Raw genomic sequence first — 16,976 nt, forward strand, 5'->3', positions numbered from 1 at the left:
CGGAGCGGTGCTCAGCTCCCGCTGGAGGATCCGGCGATGTTGACCATCCACTGCGTGCCGAACTTGTCGGTCAACATACCGAAGGTGTCGCCCCACGGAGCCTTCTCGAGACCCATCGTGAACTGCGCGTCGACGGCCAACGCGTTCCAGTAGCCCGTCAGCTCGTCCTCCTCGTCGCCGCTGAGCGAGACGCTCATGGTGTTGCCGGGGGTGTGTTCCATCGACGACGGAGTGTCTGCTCCCATCAGAGTGAACCCATTCGGGGTGGTCAGCTGGCCGTGCATGATCTTGTCCTGATCGGCGGGATCCTCGCTGGCTTGTGCCTCACCGAGTGTGGTGACGGTGAGCTCGCCACCGAAGACCGAGCGATAGAACTCCATTGCCTCGCGGGCGTTGTCTCGGAACGACAGATAGGGATTGAGAATGGACATGAGCACGGTCTCCTTCTTCGCTGGACGAGCTACTTCGTTGAACTGCATCGACGACAACCGTCGAAACAATAGACACGCCCCACGACGGAAAGTCACCGCAGACGACTAGATGGAGGCGTCGGTGTCGGCCAGAATCGCGCGCAGTGCCGCCACGTGACGTCGATACGCCGTTCTGCCGTCCTTGGTCAACGACAACCACAATCGACGCGAGTCCGTGCGCGATCGCTGCTGCTCGACGTATCCCGCATCGACCAGAGCGGCGACCTGTTTGCTCAGCGCTGATGCGCTCAATCCGCTGTGTTCCTTGACGATCGCGAGTTCCACCGTCGTCGCCGCGGCCAGAAGGGCGCAGATTCGCAGTCGATGGGCGGGGTGAATGATCGGATCGAGATCGCTCGTCATCGACGTGTGCTGCGGTAGTGCAGGATCGAGCCGATCGAGTAGATCGACGCGGCCGCGGCCGCGAGCAGAACCACCGGCCATGCCGGTCCGCTGGGATTTCCGACAGCCTGCGCCAGTGCGACGCAGAGCGCCGAGAGCGCCACGCAGGTGAGGAAGCCTCGGTTGGTGGGTAGGGCCCACGGCGTCCCCATCCGATATCCGGTGATGACGTTGACCGCGATGATCACCGCGGCGAGTCCGAGCAGCGAGGCAGGGCTGTCGAGCAGCGCGGTCAGTGCGGATGCTGCAAGCAGTACGGCATTGACCGGATACAGCCACACCGGCCACGGAGTGTCTCGTACCGCGCGTTGAACTCGGTCGATGTCGTCGAGAGCTGTTCGTGCTTCGGCAGGCGTGGGTTCTCCGATGCTTTCCATAGTGGAAACTGTATTGGATGGTTTCCACTATGGCAACAATCTGGCGAGGATCAAGTCTCGGCCGGCCGCGACACTTCCGCTTCCCATCGCGCCCGTCGCTCGTCGTCGGACTGCTCCCACCAGGGTGTTCCCCGCTCGCCGAGCGCGACTTTGGCGGCCTGTACCCCCGCGCGAGATTCCGGTGCCCCCGACGTGCGTTTGACCTCCCTGCGCCACGCCATGAGGATCGACCTCAACTCGGCATTGCGATCCTCCGGTATGTCAGGATCCGTTGCGCGCCAGCGTCGACCCTTGATGACGAGGTAGCGACCGTCCTCGGTGCGTTCGGGTTCTTCGGCCATCGGTCCACCCTGCCATGAGTCAACTGCTCAGATACTGCGGCACGGCAATTGCGTCGAGTCCGAGCGCCACGGCGGCGCGAGCGGTGACCGGGCCGACCAGATTTCCCGTTCCGTTGTAGCCGCCGAACGCGACCACGCCGTCGCCGACGAACGCGCACAGCGGGCGTCCGTCGGCGGTGAACCCGACGGATGCGGCCCATCGTGCTTCTACCGAGACGGGCTCTCCGGCAAACGATGTCGCGACAGATTCGATGTAGTTCTGCACCTGCGCGGTCGGTTCACCGGACGGTGTCCACTCGTCCTCGGCAAAGAGGTCACGACCGCCCCCGACATACAGCCGTCCCGACGCGTCCTGCTGCGCGTAGTCGTAGCCCCATCGTCCGTACACGGGGCACGGCAGTCGTCCCGGCGTGATGGGCGAGGTGGCGAGCATCTGCAGACGTGCGGTCCTGACCCGTCCGTCGAGCTGGGGGAGTACCTGTTCGAGTCGGCCGTCGACGGCAACGAGAACCAGGCCGCACCGAACCACTCCGTTCGGCGTCGTGACCGCTCCAGGCTCGATGGCGGTTGCAGGCGTGTGCTCGTACAGTCGGGCGCGGCCCGAGAACAGGGACGCCAACCCGAGCGCGCGACGCGCGGGATTCATCACCGCGTCGTCCGGCAGAAAGATGCCGTGCCCCAGATCGCCCGAGTACTGCTCGACGGCAATGTCGTTCTCGCGCAAACACTGTGCCAGCGCGTCGCAGTCCTCCGAATCGGCGAGTTCGATCGGCGCACCGGGGACTCCCGCGAGTCTGATGGATCCGGTGCGGCGGACGACGTCCGATCCGAGAAGCCCTTCCAGCGAGTCGATCTCGGCCAGAGTCGCTCGATACAGATCCACCGCGCAGGGACCCCATGCTGCGAGCGCAGTGTGCAGAAAGGTCGCAGGACCACCGAGCAGGAAGCCACCGTTCCTTCCCGCGGCGCCGGCAGCGATTCGTCCTGCGTCGATTCCGACGACATCGACACCACGGTCGAGGAGGTCGGTGACAGCGGCCAGACCCGAGCCACCCAACCCGACGACACACACGTCGGCGGTAACGTCATGCTCGATAGCGGGCAGGCCCGGCCAGTTGGACACGACCGGGTCGTCGTCCCATGCCGGGCGGGACATCGCGCTGGCGTTCATCCCTCGATCGTATCGACGGATTCGGCGCGCGGATGGTTTACGATTCCGGCACCCGCATCCCAGCACCGGTAAGGACCGTCCATGCGCACTGTGATCGTGACCGCGTTCGTTTCGCTCGACGGCGTGATGGAAGGACCGGGCGGCGAGGTGGGCTATCGCAACTCCGGTTGGACGTTTCAGGGCATCGAATTCGACCCGGCAGCCTACGAGATCAAGGGGCGCGAGCAAGAAGAAGCCACTGCGCTGCTGTTGGGCCGCACCTCGTACGAGGCATTTGCGCCGATCTGGCCGACGATGGACGATTTCGCCGGGTACAACGCGATGCCGAGGTACGTGGTGTCGTCGACGCTCCAGCAGGACGACTCACGTTGGCCGGCAACCATTCTGCGCGGTGTCGACGACGTCGCAGAGCTCAGGAACTCCGATGGTGGGCCGATCTCGATACACGGCAGCGCCACCCTGGGACGAAGTCTCGCCGACGCCGGCCTCGTCGATCGATACCACCTGCTCGTATTTCCACTCCTGCTCGGGGCGGGAAAGCGACTGTTCAGTGCGGCCGACAAGGACACCACGCATCTCGAACTGGTCGAACACGAGGTCTACGGCAACGGAATTCAGAAGCAGGTGTTCGACGTACGTCGATGACCCGGTGGGGCGGGTCTCAGACGTCGTCGCTTCGGATGGTGCGCCGCCGAACGGAGACGAGTTGCAGCTCGGGACGTGAGGCCGCCACACGCTCGATTCGATCGAGGACATCGGTGACGTGGTCGCGATCGCCTGCTACGACGGACGCGCCGATGCCTGCTCGTCTGTGCAACTCGCGGTGGTCGGTCTCCGCGACCGACACCGCGAACTTGCGTTGCATTTCGGAGATCACCGGTCGGATCACGGAGCGCTTCTCTTTGAGTGAGTGAACATCTCCGAGAAGGAAGTCGAATTCTATCCATCCAATCCACATATGCCGTCCATTCTACCGCCGGAGGGATCCCCGAGCGCTCCGAATTCGACTGGGCGATGCATCGGATGCGCACCAATCGCCGAACATGTTCGTACACTGGCGTCATGGCTGCACCGGCGGAACACGGTTCCTTGCCGCAGAGTCTTGTCGAAATGGCGACGCGCCAGGTCCGATCCGAGGTGCTCAGCGGCGCGCTCGAACCCGGATCCCGCGTTGTCGAGGAGACCCTGTGCGCGCGCCTCGGGATCAGCCGAGCACCGGTACGTGAGGCGTTGCGACTGCTGGCCGAGCAGGGTCTGGTCGAGCATCTCCCACGTCGCGGGTTCCGAGTGACGGTGTGGTCGGCAGAGGACATTCTCGAACTTTTCGAGTTGCGTCAGGTTCTCGAACGGCATGCGCTCGGGCGTGCGCTCCCGCTCGCGTCGTCGCGCGGCGGTGCGTTCGCGCCGGTACGAAAGGCGCTCGACGAGATGCGTGACGCCGATGCGCGGGGCGACACCCTGGAGAAGGACGATGCCCACCGGCGTTTCCACGAGGCCATTGTGGCGTTGGCCGGCAGTCGCCAACTCGATCTGGCGTATTCACCGATCCTGCTGAAGTTGCAGCTACCGATGGCCCGCAATCTCCGAGAAGAAGCCCGAGTCGCCAACCCGGTCGACGGGATCCGGCGTCACGAGTGGTTGCTCGACGCCATCGAATCGAACGACGTGTCGGTGGCGCTCGCTGCGTTGAAGCAGCATGGCGAATTGACCTACCTGCATCTCGAGAGTATTTCCTAACAGACTCGAAACACGGCAACAACCTGCAGTAACAGGAAACTGTCGACAATCGACGGTATGAATTCAGACCTGGGACCGGCACTCGGCTCGACCGTTGCCGAGATGCTCGCGGCGTACCGATCCCGCACGTCGACTCCCACGGCAACGGTGGAGGCGTTCTCGACCGCTGTGGCTGCACGCGGTGACGACGGAACGTGGATCACCGTCGTGGGCCGTGCGGACTTGCTCGCGGCCGCCGCGGCGCTCGAAGCACGAACGGACGCAGTGTCGCTGCCCCTGTACGGAATTCCGTTCGGCGTCAAGGACAGCATCGGAGTGGCCGGATACCCGACCACCCTCGCCTGTCCCGACTACGCCTACACACCGGATTCGACGGCCCCGGCAGTGCAGGCGTTGGTCGACGCCGGAGCCATTTTCGTCGGCAAGACCAGCCTCGACCAGTTTGCGACCGGGCTGAATGGAACTCGTACGCCGCACCCCATTCCGCGGAGCGTCTACGGCAACGACATGATCTCGGGTGGCTCGAGTTCCGGTTCGGCCCTGGCCGTGGCCCTCGGGCAGGTGCCGTTCTGTGTGGCCACCGACACCGCAGGATCGGGTCGAGTGCCTGCTGCGCTCAACGGCATCGTCGGCTACAAGCCGTCGCGCGGCCTGATCAGCACCGTCGGACTCGTCCCCGCGTGCAAGTCGCTGGACTGCATCACCCTGATGGCATCCACCGTCGCGGACCTCGACCTCGTGTTCGACGTCATGTGCGCCGAGGACCCAGCGGACGGTTGGGCACGTTCGCGCGGAGAGAAGTACGACGGGTGTGAGATAACCGTCGGACTGCCGGACCTGCAGCAGCTGGACTTCTTCGGCGACGCGGCCATGTTCGCCGCCCATTCGGTCGCGCGCCGGTCGCTCCCCGAGCACGGATTGCGCACCGTCACAGTCGATCTCGCACCGTTCCTCGATGCCGGTTCGCTACTGTATCAAGGGCCGTGGGTCGCCGAGCGATTGGTCGAGTTCGACGAATTCCTCAGCGAGAAGCCCGATTCGATCGTTCCCGTGGTCCGCGAGATATTTCTGGGAGGTCGGAAGTACAGCGCCGCCGATGCCTTCCGTGCGCTGCAGACACTGCAAGATCTTCGCGCTCGCGTCGCCCAGCTCTGGACGTCGATGGACGTGATGATCGTGCCGACCATCGGCACCACCTTCACCGTGCCGGAGGTTCTCGCAGACCCCATCGCGTGCAACACGAAACTCGGTCACTACACCCACTTCGGCAACCTTCTCGACCTGACGGCCGTGGCAGTTCCCGTAGGGCTCACCGAGGACGCTCGACCGGTCAGTCTCATGGTGATCGGGCCTGCGTTGGCCGACGATACTGTTCTCGCGGTCGCGGCCCGGTTGCTCGGAGAAGCGCGCGCCGTCTCACCGCCTCCGGCAGTCGAAGGGTCGGCAGTCGAGACAATCGACATCGTCGTTGCCGGGCACCACCTGTCGGGGGAGCGGGCCAACCCGCAGTTGCTCGAACTCGGCGGGTCCCTGGTCGAGGCCACCTCCACCGCGCCCACGTACACACTGCTTCGGATCGGATCCGCCGATCCGACACCCGGTCTGCTGCGAGTTCCATTCGGCGGCAGCGCAATCGACGTCGAGAGGTGGCGTCTGCCCGCCACTTCTCTTGCGGTACTCGCGGGCAGAATGCCGGCGGTACTCGCTCTGGGACGAGTACTGCTGGCCGACGGTTCCGACGTTCTCGGCTACGTCTGCGACGCCACTGTGCAGACCGGTGCGGAGGGGCACACCGTCGACGACATCAGCGAGTTCGGTGGCTGGCGGGCATATTCCCGGACGATCAGTTCTGCTCACGACACTTCCATTGCAGCACAGGAGATCTCATGACTTCAGCACCCACGCCGGTGATGTCGATACCGTCGGCGTCACCATCGGAGTTCACCGTCGATGCCGCAACGACGGCACTGCTCGTCATCGACATGCAGAGGGACTTTCTGCTCCCCGGGGGATTCGGTGAGAGCCTCGGCAACGATGTCGGCTTGCTCCGGACCGTGATCGAACCCCTCGCAGCTCTCATCGCTGTCGCACGAGAAGCCGGCATTCCCGTGATCCATACCAGGGAGGGGCATCGACCGGACCTGTCGGACTGCCCGCCGGCGAAGTTGCGCCGCGGCACGCCATCCCAGCGCATCGGTGATCCAGGGGCGTTCGGCCGCATCCTCGTTCGCGGTGAGTACGGTCACGACATCGTCGACGAGCTGGCACCGCTCGAGGGCGAGACCGTCATCGACAAGCCCGGCAAAGGGGCGTTCTACGCCACCGAACTCTCCGAAGTTCTCACGAGCGCCGGAATCACGACGCTGCTCGTCACCGGTGTGACGACCGAGGTGTGCGTGCACACGACGGTGCGGGAAGCCAACGATCGGGGCTACGAGTGCCTCGTGGTGACGGACTGCGTCGGTTCGTACTTCCCGGAGTTCCAACGAGTGGGCCTCGAGATGATCTCGGCGCAGGGTGGAATCTTCGGTTGGACCGCGGCGTCGGAGGACGTCATGACTGCATTGGCTGCATTCGTCCCCACGTCGACGAGTCGATAGGACCGAACATGAGCATGGATGTCAAGGACTCACCCGCTGCAGGCTCCTCGTCCTCGTTCACTCTTTCGTGGTGGACGAAGGGCGACACCAACGCATTCTTCGGACTCGGCTTCAACATTTTGGTCAATGTGCTCACTCTGACGACGTTGAGCATCGCGGTGGTCGGAATTCCAGGAAGTGACGTCCTCGGGACGCTGCTGCCTGCCCTCGGGATCGCCCTGATCCTGGGGAATCTGTACTACATGGTTCTCGCTCGTCGACTTGCCAAGCGCGAGAATCGAACCGACGTGACGGCGCTACCGTACGGTCCGAGCGTTCCGCACATGTTCATCGTCGTGTTCGTGGTCATGCTCCCGGTCTACCTGGCGACGGGCGACGCGCTTCAGGCGTGGGCGGCGGGGCTCGCGTGGGCCTTCATGATCGGCATCATCGTCATGATCGGAGCGTTCGTCGGGCCCTACATTCGCAGGATCACCCCGCGCGCGGCGATGCTCGGCACGTTGGCCGGCATCTCGATCACGTTCATCGCGATGCGCCCGGCCGCACAGATGTGGGAGGCCGCCTGGATCGGGTTGCCCGTTCTCGCAATCATTCTCATCGGCTTCTTCACGGATGTGAAGTTGCCCGGCAACATCCCGGTCGGGCTCGCCGCGCTCCTGGTGGGCACGGCGATCGGCTGGATCGGCGGATACATGTCCGTGCCGGACGTGACCGAGGCGGCGAGCAACATCGCCCTCGGCCTGCCCGATCTACGCCTCGACCTGCTCCTCGACGGTCTCGGCAATCTGGCACCGCTGCTCGCGACCGCAATTCCTCTTGGCGTCTACAACTTCACCGAGGCGATGAGCAACGTCGAGAGTGCATCTGCTGCCGGAGACAACTACAACCTGCGCAGTGTGCTGCTCGCCGACGGCTTCGGCGCAGTCGTCGGCTCGGCGTTCGGATCGCCGTTCCCGCCCGCGGTCTACATCGGCCATCCCGGCTGGAAGGACGCGGGTGGCCGAACCGGATACAGCGTCGCGTCGGGCGTCGCGATCGGGCTCATGTGCTTTCTCGGATTGTTCGGATTGCTGGCAACGTTGCTGCCGATTCCCGCGATCGTGCCGATTCTGCTGTATATCGGGCTGCTGATCGGTGCCCAGGCATTCCAGTCGGTGCCGAAGCTGCACGCCATCGCGGTGGTGGTGGCACTGCTACCCAACCTTGCGGAGTGGGCGGTGGGCCTGATCGACAACGCACTCAGCGCGGCAGGCACATCGGCCACGGAAGTGGGAAGCGAGGCACTGGGTCAGGCGGGTGTCGTGTACGACGGTTTGAAGACGTTCGGCTCGGGAGCCGTACTCGCCGGACTGATGCTGGGCACCATCGTCACGTTCGTTCTCGACAAACGGTTTCTTGCCGCCGCCGCGGCGGGTGGGGTGGCCGCAGCACTGTCGTGGGTCGGTCTGATCCATTCGCACCAGGTGGGGTGGGCAGCCAATCCCCAGGTCGCCCTGGGCTACTTGTTCTTCGGGCTGGTGTGTCTGGCGTACTCCCGGCTGAACCCCGCCCCTAAGCCGACGGGCGAGCCACAACCGGTCGGAGAGTAGGGCTTCCCGATGCGGGCCGCGCGGCCCGCATCGGGAACTTCTCTAGCGTGTGCCGACGAGGTCGAGCGCCACGAGATCCGACAGGTACTTCTCGATCAGTTCGCGTCCGAGGTGCGGTATATCCCCGACGGCCGAGGCGAACTCGTCGGCAGGCAGGATCGCCCCGGACGACGGGTGTTGCGGTTGTGCGTACGAGTGGATCAGGGGGAGCAGCGAGTGCGAACGCTGCTTCTCCGGGAGCTCCTCCACCGCAGCACTGAATCTCGCGAACCAGTCGTCGTAGTTCTCGACGATCTCGATGTGGCGACCGGCCTCTTGAAGCCAATCAACGAACGTGTCCAACGAGATGTTGTCGTCGTGCGGGTTGAGGATGTCGAAGGTTCGGTAGCCCGGCAGATCATCGCCCGCGATCGACGTGATGGCCGACGCACTGAAATCGGCCGGCAGTCCGTCGTAGTGAGCCAGTGGTCGCCCCTTCTCGTCGGTCGGTGCCCCGGTGTCGGTGGCGTAGAACGTGTGCGGAGCCAGACCGGTTGCGACGACCGACAAGATCAGACGCGTGAACACGTCCGGCACGTTGAGCTGGCCAGTCCACGTGCTGTGCGCCAGGATCATGTCCGAGCGAAAGACCGAGACGGGTAGGCCGAACTGGTCGAACGCGTTGTGCAACAGCACTTCACCGGCCCACTTGGAGTTGCCGTAGCCGTTGGCGTACGAATCGTCCACGGCCCGCGACGGACTGTCGACGCGGATGTCGCCGTTCTCCCGGAAATTCTCGACGCCCGCTGCGACGGCCACCGTCGACAGGTAGGTCACCGGCTTGACATGGTCGGTCAGCGCCAGCCGAATCACCTCGGCCGTTCCGACGACGTTGGGTCCGAAGAGGTGCTCGTACGGAAGTGCGTGGTTGACCAGCGCTGCGGGGTGGACGATGCGATCCACCCGTTCGGCCAGCGCCTCGAATACCTCGTGGTCCACGCCGAAGTGGGGTGTCCCCAGATCGCCTGCCACGACCTCGAGCGCAGTGTCGGCCAAGGTTCGGAAACGCTCCGACAGTTCTGCGTCTCCACTGTCGAAGGCTGCGTCGAGTCGAGCCCGCGCGTCGGAATCGGAGCGTCCGCGCACCAGGCAGACCACCTTTCCGCCGACCTCGGCCATGCGCTCCAGCCATTCCAAGCAGAGGAAGCGACCGAGATAACCGTTGGCACCGGTCAGCAAGACCGTGCTGGTCTGTTCTCGTGGGCCAGGAACATGGTGTGCGGCGTCCAGGAGAGCGTCGTCGAGAAATGCCGACAGACGCAGATCGGAGGCGCGTGCAACGACGGCGCCGCGTCCGTGCACCGAGGCGAATGTGGCCGTGTCGGAATCGTTGTCGCGAGCCGAGGAAATGTACTCGGCCAGCGCTGCCAGGTCCATGGCGGGCCCGGTGATCACTCCGACCGGAACATCGACATCGTAGATCTCACGCAGGAGCGTCGAGAACGTCAACGCCGACAACGAATCTCCGCCCAAGTCGCTGAAGTGTGCGTCGGGACGCACATCGGATCCGGCGCATCCCAGCAGGGCCTGTGCGGCATCACCGACGGTGGTCAGCACCGGGGCGTCGGCTCCGCTGCGTCGAAGCTCGCGCAGGCGTTCGTTCTGACCCGACTCGAGTTCCGCGTAGCGACGCTCGAGTTCGTCACCGTAACGCTCTACGAGTTTGGGCCGCAGTTGCTTGCCTGCACCGGACAGCAATCCGTTGTCCTGTGTGAACGGTACGTCTTCCAGCACGACCTCGCGCGGAATCTCGTACGAATTCAGCGCTTCCGCGCGGGCGATGTGCTGAAACGATTCGATGATCGAACCCGCAGTCGTATCCGGTTGGGCCGGTACGACAACTGCCAGGAGATACGCCCGTTGGCCGTTGCCGTACAGAAAGATCTGATCGACCAGCTCGCTGGTACCGAACAGGGCTTCGAGGCGCGCCAGTGCCACGAATTCGCCCTGAGCCAGTTTCAGAACGTTCTTGCGGCGGTCGACGTAGACGAGTCGGTCCGGCTCGATCTCGGCGACGACGTCACCGGTGCGATAGAAGCCCTCGGAGTCGAAGACGTCGGCTGTGACGTCCGGGCGCTTGTAGTAGCCGGGAATGATCGACGCCGTCTTGAGGAGGAGCTCACCGCGTGGATGCGGGGTGTCGGTGGAGAAATAGCCGAGTTCGGGCACATCGTCGAGCTTGTATTCGATCACCGGCGGGCGTTGAACGACGCCGTCGTGCAACACCATTCCGGCTTCGGTGGAGCCGTAGTTGTCGCGGACCTCGATATCGAGCAGCTCCGTGACGAAGTCCTTGACCTCATCGGCGATCGGTGCGGTGCCGACCATTGCTGCAAGGACACGGCCGCCGAATTGTTCGATCCTGTTGCGCTCGAGGACCTCTCGACGCGTCCTGTCGGCATCGCCGCCGGCAGAGCGTTCGACCTCCCGGTCGATCTCGGCGAGGACGTTGTGCCGAATCATCTCGCATACCCGGGGGATCAACAGTGCCATCGTGGGCCGAGCGATCGCGAAATCCTCGAACAGGGTGGACAGGTCGCTCGCCCCTGCGAAGTGGACTGTTCCGCCGGCCGCCAGCGTGGAAAAGACGAGGCCACGGCCAGCGAGGTGACTCATCGGAAGATAGTCGAGAGTGATGACCGGGAAGGCCGGCCGGTCCGTGGACTCGGAGGACGCTCCGGTGTGGTGCCAGGCCCCGGTCCAGGCTCCGCACACGATCCGTTCTGTGTGCATCGCCCCCTTGGGGGTTCCGGTGCTGCCGGAGGTGTAGATCAGCGTCGCGAGTCGGTCGGGATCCTCGGCATCGGGTATCGGAACCTCCGGTAGTTGCGCGCCGTCGCGAACCAGCTCGGTGAGCGGCCTGACGACGATTCCCGCCTGTTCGGCATCGCTGCGTGCGGACTTCATGATCCGTGTGTGCGCGTCGATCGCGTCGTCGTAGTCGAGAACGACGATGCGCCGAATGGACCGACAATGCTTGGCGACCTGGACCGCGACGGACAGGTTGTCGACATCGGCTGCGAGGACGACGGGTTCGACCTCGTCGGCGATGGCCGAGAGCTGGCCCGCGGTGGCACCGGCCTGCAAGGGAACGGCAATCGCGCCGAGGCGGATCGTGGCCAATTCCGCGATGACATAGTCGGCACTCGCGAATCCCAGGGTTGCGAAGAAGTCTCCTGGAGCGATACCGAGTGCGTCGTGGCTCAGCGCCGAGGCCAGTGCACCGGCGTCGTGCCACGCTCGGCCATAGGTGACGGTGTCGAAACGCGGGAGCAGGCGAACGGCGTTCTTGTCGTCGATTCGGGCGATCTCGCGAGCCCGGCGGCCGAGGGCCGGTCGATCGGAGTAACGCGTCATGATCTCGGCAACCACGCGGGCCAGGTTGGGCGACAACTCCTGGGCGGCGTCGGCCACCGCACTGTCCGGTTCGGCAGCTCGAAACTCCTGGTCGGACTCGTGCAGCTCCTGGAAACGACCGCGTTGCCTGCTCCGACGATCCTGTCGGCTGTCGACGGCCAGTGTGTGCGTCATGCTCGACTCCCTCCGACGAAGCGCACCCAGCGTTCGGGGCACCTCGCGATTGTCCGCTCAATATCGTTATCAAAGGTAAGTATATGCCGCCGAGTACTGCTGCAATCGTGACGCTCCTCATAGTCCGATAAGTCGTAAAAGTCTGGCTGCCTGCGCTTTTGGAGCCCTGATTGCGAATGTGGACCGGTGGCCGCGGCTCACGTGGGTACTCGATGAGAGCGGAAGGCCCCGACTTGTATGGTGAATCCACAGTCATGTGCGTCACAGTGCTCGTCACCATCGTGCGCACGTGTCACCCCTCGCGATCGGAGAAGTGAATGTCGGACGTCCTCTCGCGGCGCGACCTGGATTTTCTGCTGTACGAATGGTTGGACGTGGCGGCACTGACTGCTCGACCTCGCTTCGCGGACCACTCGAAGGAGACCTTCGACGCGGTCCTCGACCTCAGTGCCGACATCGCCCGCAAGCATTTCGCGCCGCACAACAAGAAGGCGGACGCGCAGGAACCGACGATGAACGCGGACGGTTCGGTCGAGCTGATACCGGAAATCAAGGAAGCGCTCGATGTCTATGCGTCGGCGGGACTGATCGCCGGGCAGTTCGACGAGGCGATCGGCGGCATGCAACTGCCCGCGACCGTCTCCAGAGCGGCGATGGCGTTCTTCCAGGCCGCCAACGCCGGGACCTCGTCGTACCCGTTCCTCACGATGGCGAACGCCAACCTGATCGCGACGTACGGCACGCCGGATCAGGTGCGAGATTACGTCCGGCCCATGCTGGAGGGCCGCTGGTTCGGAACCATGTGTCTGTCGGAACCGCAGGCCGGATCGTCACTGGCGGACATCACGACCAAGGCGGTGCCGCAGGACGACGGTAGCTTCCGTATCACCGGTACCAAGATGTGGATTTCGGGTGGAGATCACGAACTCACCGAGAACATCGTCCACCTGGTGCTCGCCAAGACGCCGGGCGGACCGGCGGGGGTGAAGGGGATCTCTCTGTTCATCGTCCCCAAATTCCTTCCGAACGGCGACGGCGGCACAGGCGAGCGCAACGACATCGTGTTGACCGGCCTCAATCACAAGATGGGCAACCGCGGCACCACCAACACCCTGCTGGCGTTCGGCGACGGAACCCACTCGCCCGGTGGGCAGCCCGGCGCAGTCGGCTTCCTCGTCGCCGAGGAGAACCGCGGTTTGTCGTACATGTTCCACATGATGAACGAGGCCCGGATCGGTGTCGGATTCCTCGCTATCGCCCTCGGCTACGTCGGCTACCTGAAGTCGGTGGAGTATGCGAAGACCCGTACTCAGGGCCGACCGCTCGGTGCCAAGGATCCGGCCGCACCTCCGGTCGCGCTGATCGAGCACGCCGACGTCCGTCGAATGTTGTTGGCGCAGAAGTCCTACGTCGAAGGGGCGCTGGCGCTCGGGCTCTACTGTTCGCGTCTGGTCGATCATCAGGACTCGGCGTCCGACGAAGCCGAAGCAGCGCAATCGACTCTGCTGCTCGACGTACTGACGCCCATCGCCAAGAGCTGGCCGTCGCAGTGGTGCCTCGAAGCCAACAGTCTGGCCATTCAGGTGCACGGCGGCTACGGATACACCCGCGACTACGACGTCGAGCAGCACTATCGCGACAATCGCCTCAACCCGATTCACGAAGGTACTCACGGTATTCAAGGTTTGGATCTGCTCGGGCGCAAGGTGATCATGCAGGGCGGTGCGGGATTGGCTCTGCTGGCCGAACACATCGGGGAGACGGTCGAGCGGGCGCACGCAGCGGGCGGTGATGCTGCACGGTACGCGGCCGAACTGCACGCACGCGTCGGCAGAATCGTCGAGGTGACCGCGGCAGTGTGGGGGACCGGCGATGCCGCCGTGGCGCTGGCCAACTCCACGGCCTACCTCGAGGCGATGGGTCACACGGTCATCGCCTGGATGTGGCTGGAGCAGTTGCTGGCCGTCGGCACGAAAGCCGGAGACTTCTACGACGGAAAGCGTTCTGCAGCACAATACTTCTACGTCTACGAATTGCCGAAGGTGGACGTTCAGCTCGATCTGTTGGCGAGACTGGACCGCACCACCCTCGATATGTCACCCGCTTGGTTCTGAGTCGAGTACAAGGAGATTCATCAACATGTCGATCTTGGACAAATTTCGCCTGGACGGTCGCGTCGTCATCGTCACCGGTGCATCCTCCGGACTGGGCGTGGCATTCGCGAAAGCGGCCGCCGAGGCGGGAGCGGACGTGGTGCTCGCCGCACGCCGAGTGGACAAGTTGGCGCAGACCGCCGAGTTGATCGACAGCGTCGGAGGTCGTTCGATCACGGTCGCCACGGACGTGGTCGACCCGGATCAGTGCACCGCAATGGTCGAGGCCGCGGTGACGGAGTTCGGAAAGGTCGACATTCTGATCAACAATGCCGGAGTCGGCACAGCCTTCCCGGCGACCCGAGAAACACCCGAACAGTTTCGCTCGGTGATCGATATCAACTTGAACGGGTCGTACTGGGCAGCGCAGGCCTGTGGGCGGGTGATGGCACCCGGCAGTTCGATCGTGAACATCTCGAGCATTCTCGGGCTGACCACCGCAGGCCTCCCGCAGGCGGCCTACAGCGCGAGCAAGGCAGCGATCATCGGCCTCACCCGCGATCTCGCACAGCAGTGGGGCGCGCGAAAAGGCATCAGGGTCAACGCTATTGCGCCAGGGTTCTTCCAGAGCGAGATGACGGACTCGTACCAGCCGGGATACCTCGACTCGATGGCTCCGCGAATGATCCTCGGACGCAAGGGCGATCCCGAAGAACTGGCCGCCACCGCGATCTGGCTCGCCTCGGACGCCGGGGGATACGTGACGGGTCAGACCATCGCGGTCGACGGCGGGATCACGATCACCTGACGGTCATCCTTCGACGGCAGGCACGGCAATTCCCTCGCGGATCAGTCTGCGCGCAACCACCACTGCGTCGTCGGTGTCGAGTCCGGGCAGCGCATCCAGGCGGCACGAAGCGCCCTTCGTCAGGGTCTCGATCGCGTCGGCGCACTGAGACGGCAGCGTGACCGTCTTGTTCCGAAGCACCATCGAGACGCCGTTCTTCGTGTGCATGATCCGCGCGAAGATGCCGGGCCGCAATCGAATCGAATCCTCACCCCGCAGCGCGCCCATCGCGGCGACGCTCGCCAGTGGGCGCACCGGTTCCGGTCGGACGAGGTCGTCGTGACGATCTGCGAGGCGTTCGGCGAGTCGACGTACCGCGTCGGGGTCTCGGTCGATCTCGTCGAGCGCGGCGCGCATGGCGTCCACGACTCGGTGTACGTGCGGAACCAGGGACTCCGGGTCGGAGTGGTCGAGGCCGGCAGGGAGGGGAGCACGCAGACTCTCGACGTCGCCGAGCGACTTCAGTACGTGGTGGGCCAGGTCGTAGTCGTTGTACGACGCGACGCCGATGGTGAGGTGCACCGTGGTGTCGCCGAGCGCTTGCGCCGAGTGGATCCACCCGCGCGGCAGGTAGAGCACATCGCCGGGCTCGAGAACGATGTCCAGTTCGGGAGTGTTCGATGCGTGGTCTTCGACGGCCGACCGCCGATCCGACCACGGTTGATTGTTGAGCGGATGCACGTGCACCGGCGAGTGAATGCTCCACCGCTTGGTCCCCGCGATCTGCACGACGAACACATCGTGCACGTCGTAGTGCGGTGAAAAGCCCTGCGACGCAGCCGGTGTGACATACGAATTCACCTGCACGGGATGGCCCAGCTCGCGAACGAGATCACCGACGAAGTGAATCAGCGGGGGCCACAGTCGATGCAGGCCCTGAAGTACCAGCGTATTTCCGGCCGCGAAGGCTGCCAGCACCGCTGCGGAGTCGACCTGGTCCGTCACCTCGGCACCGAACCCGCCGGACGACGTGAACTGCGACTTGTCCAGCAACCGACCGTCTTTGGCCATCCGCACGAACGGAGTGCGGACTCCGCGTTCGGAGATCAGCTCGTCGACCGCGTCGAGCGTCATCAGATCGTCGAACGAGTCCGAGAGATCAGCTGATCGGGTCAGCTTGGGAGCAACGCCCCAGAACCGATCTGCGAAAGTCCCGAGATCGATACCGGTGAGACGACGGAGCGCGGACCGGTTACCCGATCCGCGCTCGCCGCTCGACACAGTGCTCAAGCGGTGCCGTCCGCACCGCCGTCGTGCCCGTTGGGGTTGGAACCGCCGTCGGCCGGGCCTTCGCCTGCGCCGGCCGGGCCGTCTGCTCCGCCGTCATGTCCGTCGGGGTTCGATCCGCCGTCGGCCGGGCCTTCGCCTGCGCCGGCTGAGCCGTCTGCTCCGCCGTCGTGACCGCCGGGGTTCGATCCGCCGTCAGCGGGTCCTTCGCCTGCGGCTCCGCCCGTGGTGGTGATGTCGTCGTCGTTGATGCTCATCGAGGTCCTTCCGATTGTGGAGGTTCGTGTGTCCTTGCGGCGCGAGAACACCGGAGGTATTGACGCAAACTCAGCTTCTCAAACAGCGGTGGCGTCGTGAATCTCAGGCAGAATCGTCAGCGATCTCGGGTGCGTTCTCCCGCGTTGCCATCCCGCCACCGCCTCCACCGTCGACCGGTCCTGGGCGGCCACCCTTCGGTGTGTCCGACGCCTTCTCGGAGTCTTTCGGGTTCTCGTTCTCGGTGTTCTCGTCGCGTCCCATGGTTCGACAGTAGACCGCCGAGCAGGCCGTGGG

Annotated in this window: 17 protein-coding genes; 7 read left to right on the forward strand and 10 right to left on the reverse strand. The window is 64.5% G+C overall.

Annotated elements, in window-relative coordinates; all coding sequences use genetic code 11:
- Nucleotides 1-11 precede the first annotated feature (11 nt).
- The 5 genes from MTX35_RS17225 to MTX35_RS17245 form a co-directional block, all read right to left on the reverse strand.
- On the reverse strand, nt 12-431 hold the full coding sequence (locus tag MTX35_RS17225) for a VOC family protein (protein WP_243596141.1): 420 nt from the start codon (nt 429-431) through the stop codon (nt 12-14).
- 105 nt (nt 432-536) lie between these two features.
- Nucleotides 537-833: a transcriptional regulator gene (locus MTX35_RS17230; RefSeq protein ID WP_121869790.1), complete on the reverse strand. Its 297-nt coding sequence runs from the start codon at nt 831-833 to the stop codon at nt 537-539.
- Entirely contained in the window at nt 830-1,249 is a 420-nt protein-coding gene (locus MTX35_RS17235; RefSeq protein ID WP_243596142.1) for a hypothetical protein, read from the reverse strand. Before MTX35_RS17235 ends, MTX35_RS17230 begins: the two co-directional genes overlap by 4 nt.
- A 50-nt stretch (nt 1,250-1,299) precedes the next feature.
- Nucleotides 1,300-1,590 (reverse strand): hypothetical protein, encoded by a 291-nt coding sequence (locus tag MTX35_RS17240; protein WP_243596143.1) that lies wholly within the window; start codon nt 1,588-1,590, stop codon nt 1,300-1,302.
- Between the two features lie 19 nt (nt 1,591-1,609).
- On the reverse strand, nt 1,610-2,761 hold the full coding sequence (locus MTX35_RS17245; RefSeq protein ID WP_243596144.1) for an FAD-binding oxidoreductase: 1,152 nt from the start codon (nt 2,759-2,761) through the stop codon (nt 1,610-1,612).
- An 81-nt stretch (nt 2,762-2,842) separates the two neighbouring features.
- Here MTX35_RS17245 and MTX35_RS17250 point away from each other — a divergent pair, with 81 nt between their 5' ends.
- Nucleotides 2,843-3,406: a dihydrofolate reductase family protein gene (locus MTX35_RS17250; protein WP_243596145.1), complete on the forward strand. Its 564-nt coding sequence runs from the start codon at nt 2,843-2,845 to the stop codon at nt 3,404-3,406.
- Between the two features lie 16 nt (nt 3,407-3,422).
- Here the strand turns inward: MTX35_RS17250 and MTX35_RS17255 are convergent, their stop codons facing one another.
- A complete protein-coding gene (locus MTX35_RS17255; RefSeq protein WP_243596146.1) occupies nt 3,423-3,719 on the reverse strand; it encodes a DUF503 domain-containing protein in 297 nt (98 codons plus the stop codon).
- 104 nt (nt 3,720-3,823) lie between these two features.
- Between MTX35_RS17255 and MTX35_RS17260 the strand changes: the two genes are divergently transcribed.
- The 4 genes from MTX35_RS17260 to MTX35_RS17275 are packed head-to-tail and all read left to right on the forward strand — an operon-like array spanning nt 3,824 to nt 8,687.
- Nucleotides 3,824-4,498, forward strand: a complete 675-nt coding sequence (locus tag MTX35_RS17260) for a GntR family transcriptional regulator (RefSeq protein ID WP_243596147.1) — start codon at nt 3,824-3,826, stop codon at nt 4,496-4,498.
- Between the two features lie 57 nt (nt 4,499-4,555).
- A complete protein-coding gene (atzF, locus tag MTX35_RS17265; protein ID WP_243596148.1) occupies nt 4,556-6,388 on the forward strand; it encodes an allophanate hydrolase in 1,833 nt (610 codons plus the stop codon).
- Between the two features lie 20 nt (nt 6,389-6,408).
- The gene (locus tag MTX35_RS17270; RefSeq protein ID WP_374230321.1) at nt 6,409-7,098 is read left to right on the forward strand and encodes a cysteine hydrolase family protein; all 690 of its coding nucleotides are present in this window, start codon (nt 6,409-6,411) and stop codon (nt 7,096-7,098) included.
- 8 nt (nt 7,099-7,106) lie between these two features.
- On the forward strand, nt 7,107-8,687 hold the full coding sequence (locus MTX35_RS17275) for a regulator (protein ID WP_243596150.1): 1,581 nt from the start codon (nt 7,107-7,109) through the stop codon (nt 8,685-8,687).
- Nucleotides 8,688-8,729: 42 nt separating this feature from the next.
- Here the strand turns inward: MTX35_RS17275 and car are convergent, their stop codons facing one another.
- Nucleotides 8,730-12,257: a carboxylic acid reductase gene (car, locus tag MTX35_RS17280; RefSeq protein ID WP_243596151.1), complete on the reverse strand. Its 3,528-nt coding sequence runs from the start codon at nt 12,255-12,257 to the stop codon at nt 8,730-8,732.
- Between the two features lie 317 nt (nt 12,258-12,574).
- Between car and MTX35_RS17285 the strand changes: the two genes are divergently transcribed.
- Together MTX35_RS17285 and MTX35_RS17290 are read left to right on the forward strand one after the other, a co-directional pair.
- Nucleotides 12,575-14,371, forward strand: coding sequence for an acyl-CoA dehydrogenase (locus MTX35_RS17285; RefSeq protein ID WP_243596152.1), 1,797 nt, complete (start codon nt 12,575-12,577; stop codon nt 14,369-14,371).
- 25 nt (nt 14,372-14,396) lie between these two features.
- On the forward strand, nt 14,397-15,158 hold the full coding sequence (locus MTX35_RS17290) for an SDR family NAD(P)-dependent oxidoreductase (RefSeq protein ID WP_243596153.1): 762 nt from the start codon (nt 14,397-14,399) through the stop codon (nt 15,156-15,158).
- A 3-nt stretch (nt 15,159-15,161) separates the two neighbouring features.
- Here the strand turns inward: MTX35_RS17290 and MTX35_RS17295 are convergent, their stop codons facing one another.
- The 3 genes from MTX35_RS17295 to MTX35_RS17305 all read right to left on the reverse strand — a co-directional run bounded on the left by MTX35_RS17295 (nt 15,162) and on the right by MTX35_RS17305 (nt 16,943).
- Nucleotides 15,162-16,418 (reverse strand): JmjC domain-containing protein, encoded by a 1,257-nt coding sequence (locus tag MTX35_RS17295; RefSeq protein WP_243596212.1) that lies wholly within the window; start codon nt 16,416-16,418, stop codon nt 15,162-15,164.
- Nucleotides 16,419-16,423: 5 nt separating this feature from the next.
- The gene (locus MTX35_RS17300) at nt 16,424-16,681 is read right to left on the reverse strand and encodes a BatC protein (RefSeq protein ID WP_243596154.1); all 258 of its coding nucleotides are present in this window, start codon (nt 16,679-16,681) and stop codon (nt 16,424-16,426) included.
- A gap of 103 nt (nt 16,682-16,784) precedes the next feature.
- The gene (locus tag MTX35_RS17305; RefSeq protein ID WP_243596155.1) at nt 16,785-16,943 is read right to left on the reverse strand and encodes a hypothetical protein; all 159 of its coding nucleotides are present in this window, start codon (nt 16,941-16,943) and stop codon (nt 16,785-16,787) included.
- Between the last annotated feature and the right edge of the window lie 33 nt (nt 16,944-16,976).

It is taken from the genome of Rhodococcus sp. ARC_M12, from assembly GCF_022810385.1.
GTDB classification, from domain to species: Bacteria; Actinomycetota; Actinomycetes; order Mycobacteriales; family Mycobacteriaceae; genus Rhodococcoides; species Rhodococcoides navarretei.

Excerpts from the sequence above, each read along its gene's own strand:
- MTX35_RS17225 (WP_243596141.1), bottom strand. The coding sequence starts at position 431 with ATGTCCATTCTCAATCCCTATCTGTCGTTCCGAGACAACGCCCGCGAG.
- MTX35_RS17230 (WP_121869790.1), bottom strand. The coding sequence starts at position 833 with ATGACGAGCGATCTCGATCCGATCATTCACCCCGCCCATCGACTGCGA.
- MTX35_RS17235 (WP_243596142.1), bottom strand. The coding sequence starts at position 1,249 with ATGGAAAGCATCGGAGAACCCACGCCTGCCGAAGCACGAACAGCTCTC.
- MTX35_RS17240 (WP_243596143.1), bottom strand. The coding sequence starts at position 1,590 with ATGGCCGAAGAACCCGAACGCACCGAGGACGGTCGCTACCTCGTCATC.
- MTX35_RS17245 (WP_243596144.1), bottom strand. The coding sequence starts at position 2,761 with ATGAACGCCAGCGCGATGTCCCGCCCGGCATGGGACGACGACCCGGTC.
- MTX35_RS17250 (WP_243596145.1), top strand. The coding sequence starts at position 2,843 with ATGCGCACTGTGATCGTGACCGCGTTCGTTTCGCTCGACGGCGTGATG.
- MTX35_RS17255 (WP_243596146.1), bottom strand. The coding sequence starts at position 3,719 with ATGTGGATTGGATGGATAGAATTCGACTTCCTTCTCGGAGATGTTCAC.
- MTX35_RS17260 (WP_243596147.1), top strand. The coding sequence starts at position 3,824 with ATGGCTGCACCGGCGGAACACGGTTCCTTGCCGCAGAGTCTTGTCGAA.
- atzF (WP_243596148.1), top strand. The coding sequence starts at position 4,556 with ATGAATTCAGACCTGGGACCGGCACTCGGCTCGACCGTTGCCGAGATG.
- MTX35_RS17270 (WP_374230321.1), top strand. The coding sequence starts at position 6,409 with ATGTCGATACCGTCGGCGTCACCATCGGAGTTCACCGTCGATGCCGCA.
- MTX35_RS17275 (WP_243596150.1), top strand. The coding sequence starts at position 7,107 with ATGAGCATGGATGTCAAGGACTCACCCGCTGCAGGCTCCTCGTCCTCG.
- car (WP_243596151.1), bottom strand. The coding sequence starts at position 12,257 with ATGACGCACACACTGGCCGTCGACAGCCGACAGGATCGTCGGAGCAGG.
- MTX35_RS17285 (WP_243596152.1), top strand. The coding sequence starts at position 12,575 with ATGTCGGACGTCCTCTCGCGGCGCGACCTGGATTTTCTGCTGTACGAA.
- MTX35_RS17290 (WP_243596153.1), top strand. The coding sequence starts at position 14,397 with ATGTCGATCTTGGACAAATTTCGCCTGGACGGTCGCGTCGTCATCGTC.
- MTX35_RS17300 (WP_243596154.1), bottom strand. The coding sequence starts at position 16,681 with ATGAGCATCAACGACGACGACATCACCACCACGGGCGGAGCCGCAGGC.
- MTX35_RS17305 (WP_243596155.1), bottom strand. The coding sequence starts at position 16,943 with ATGGGACGCGACGAGAACACCGAGAACGAGAACCCGAAAGACTCCGAG.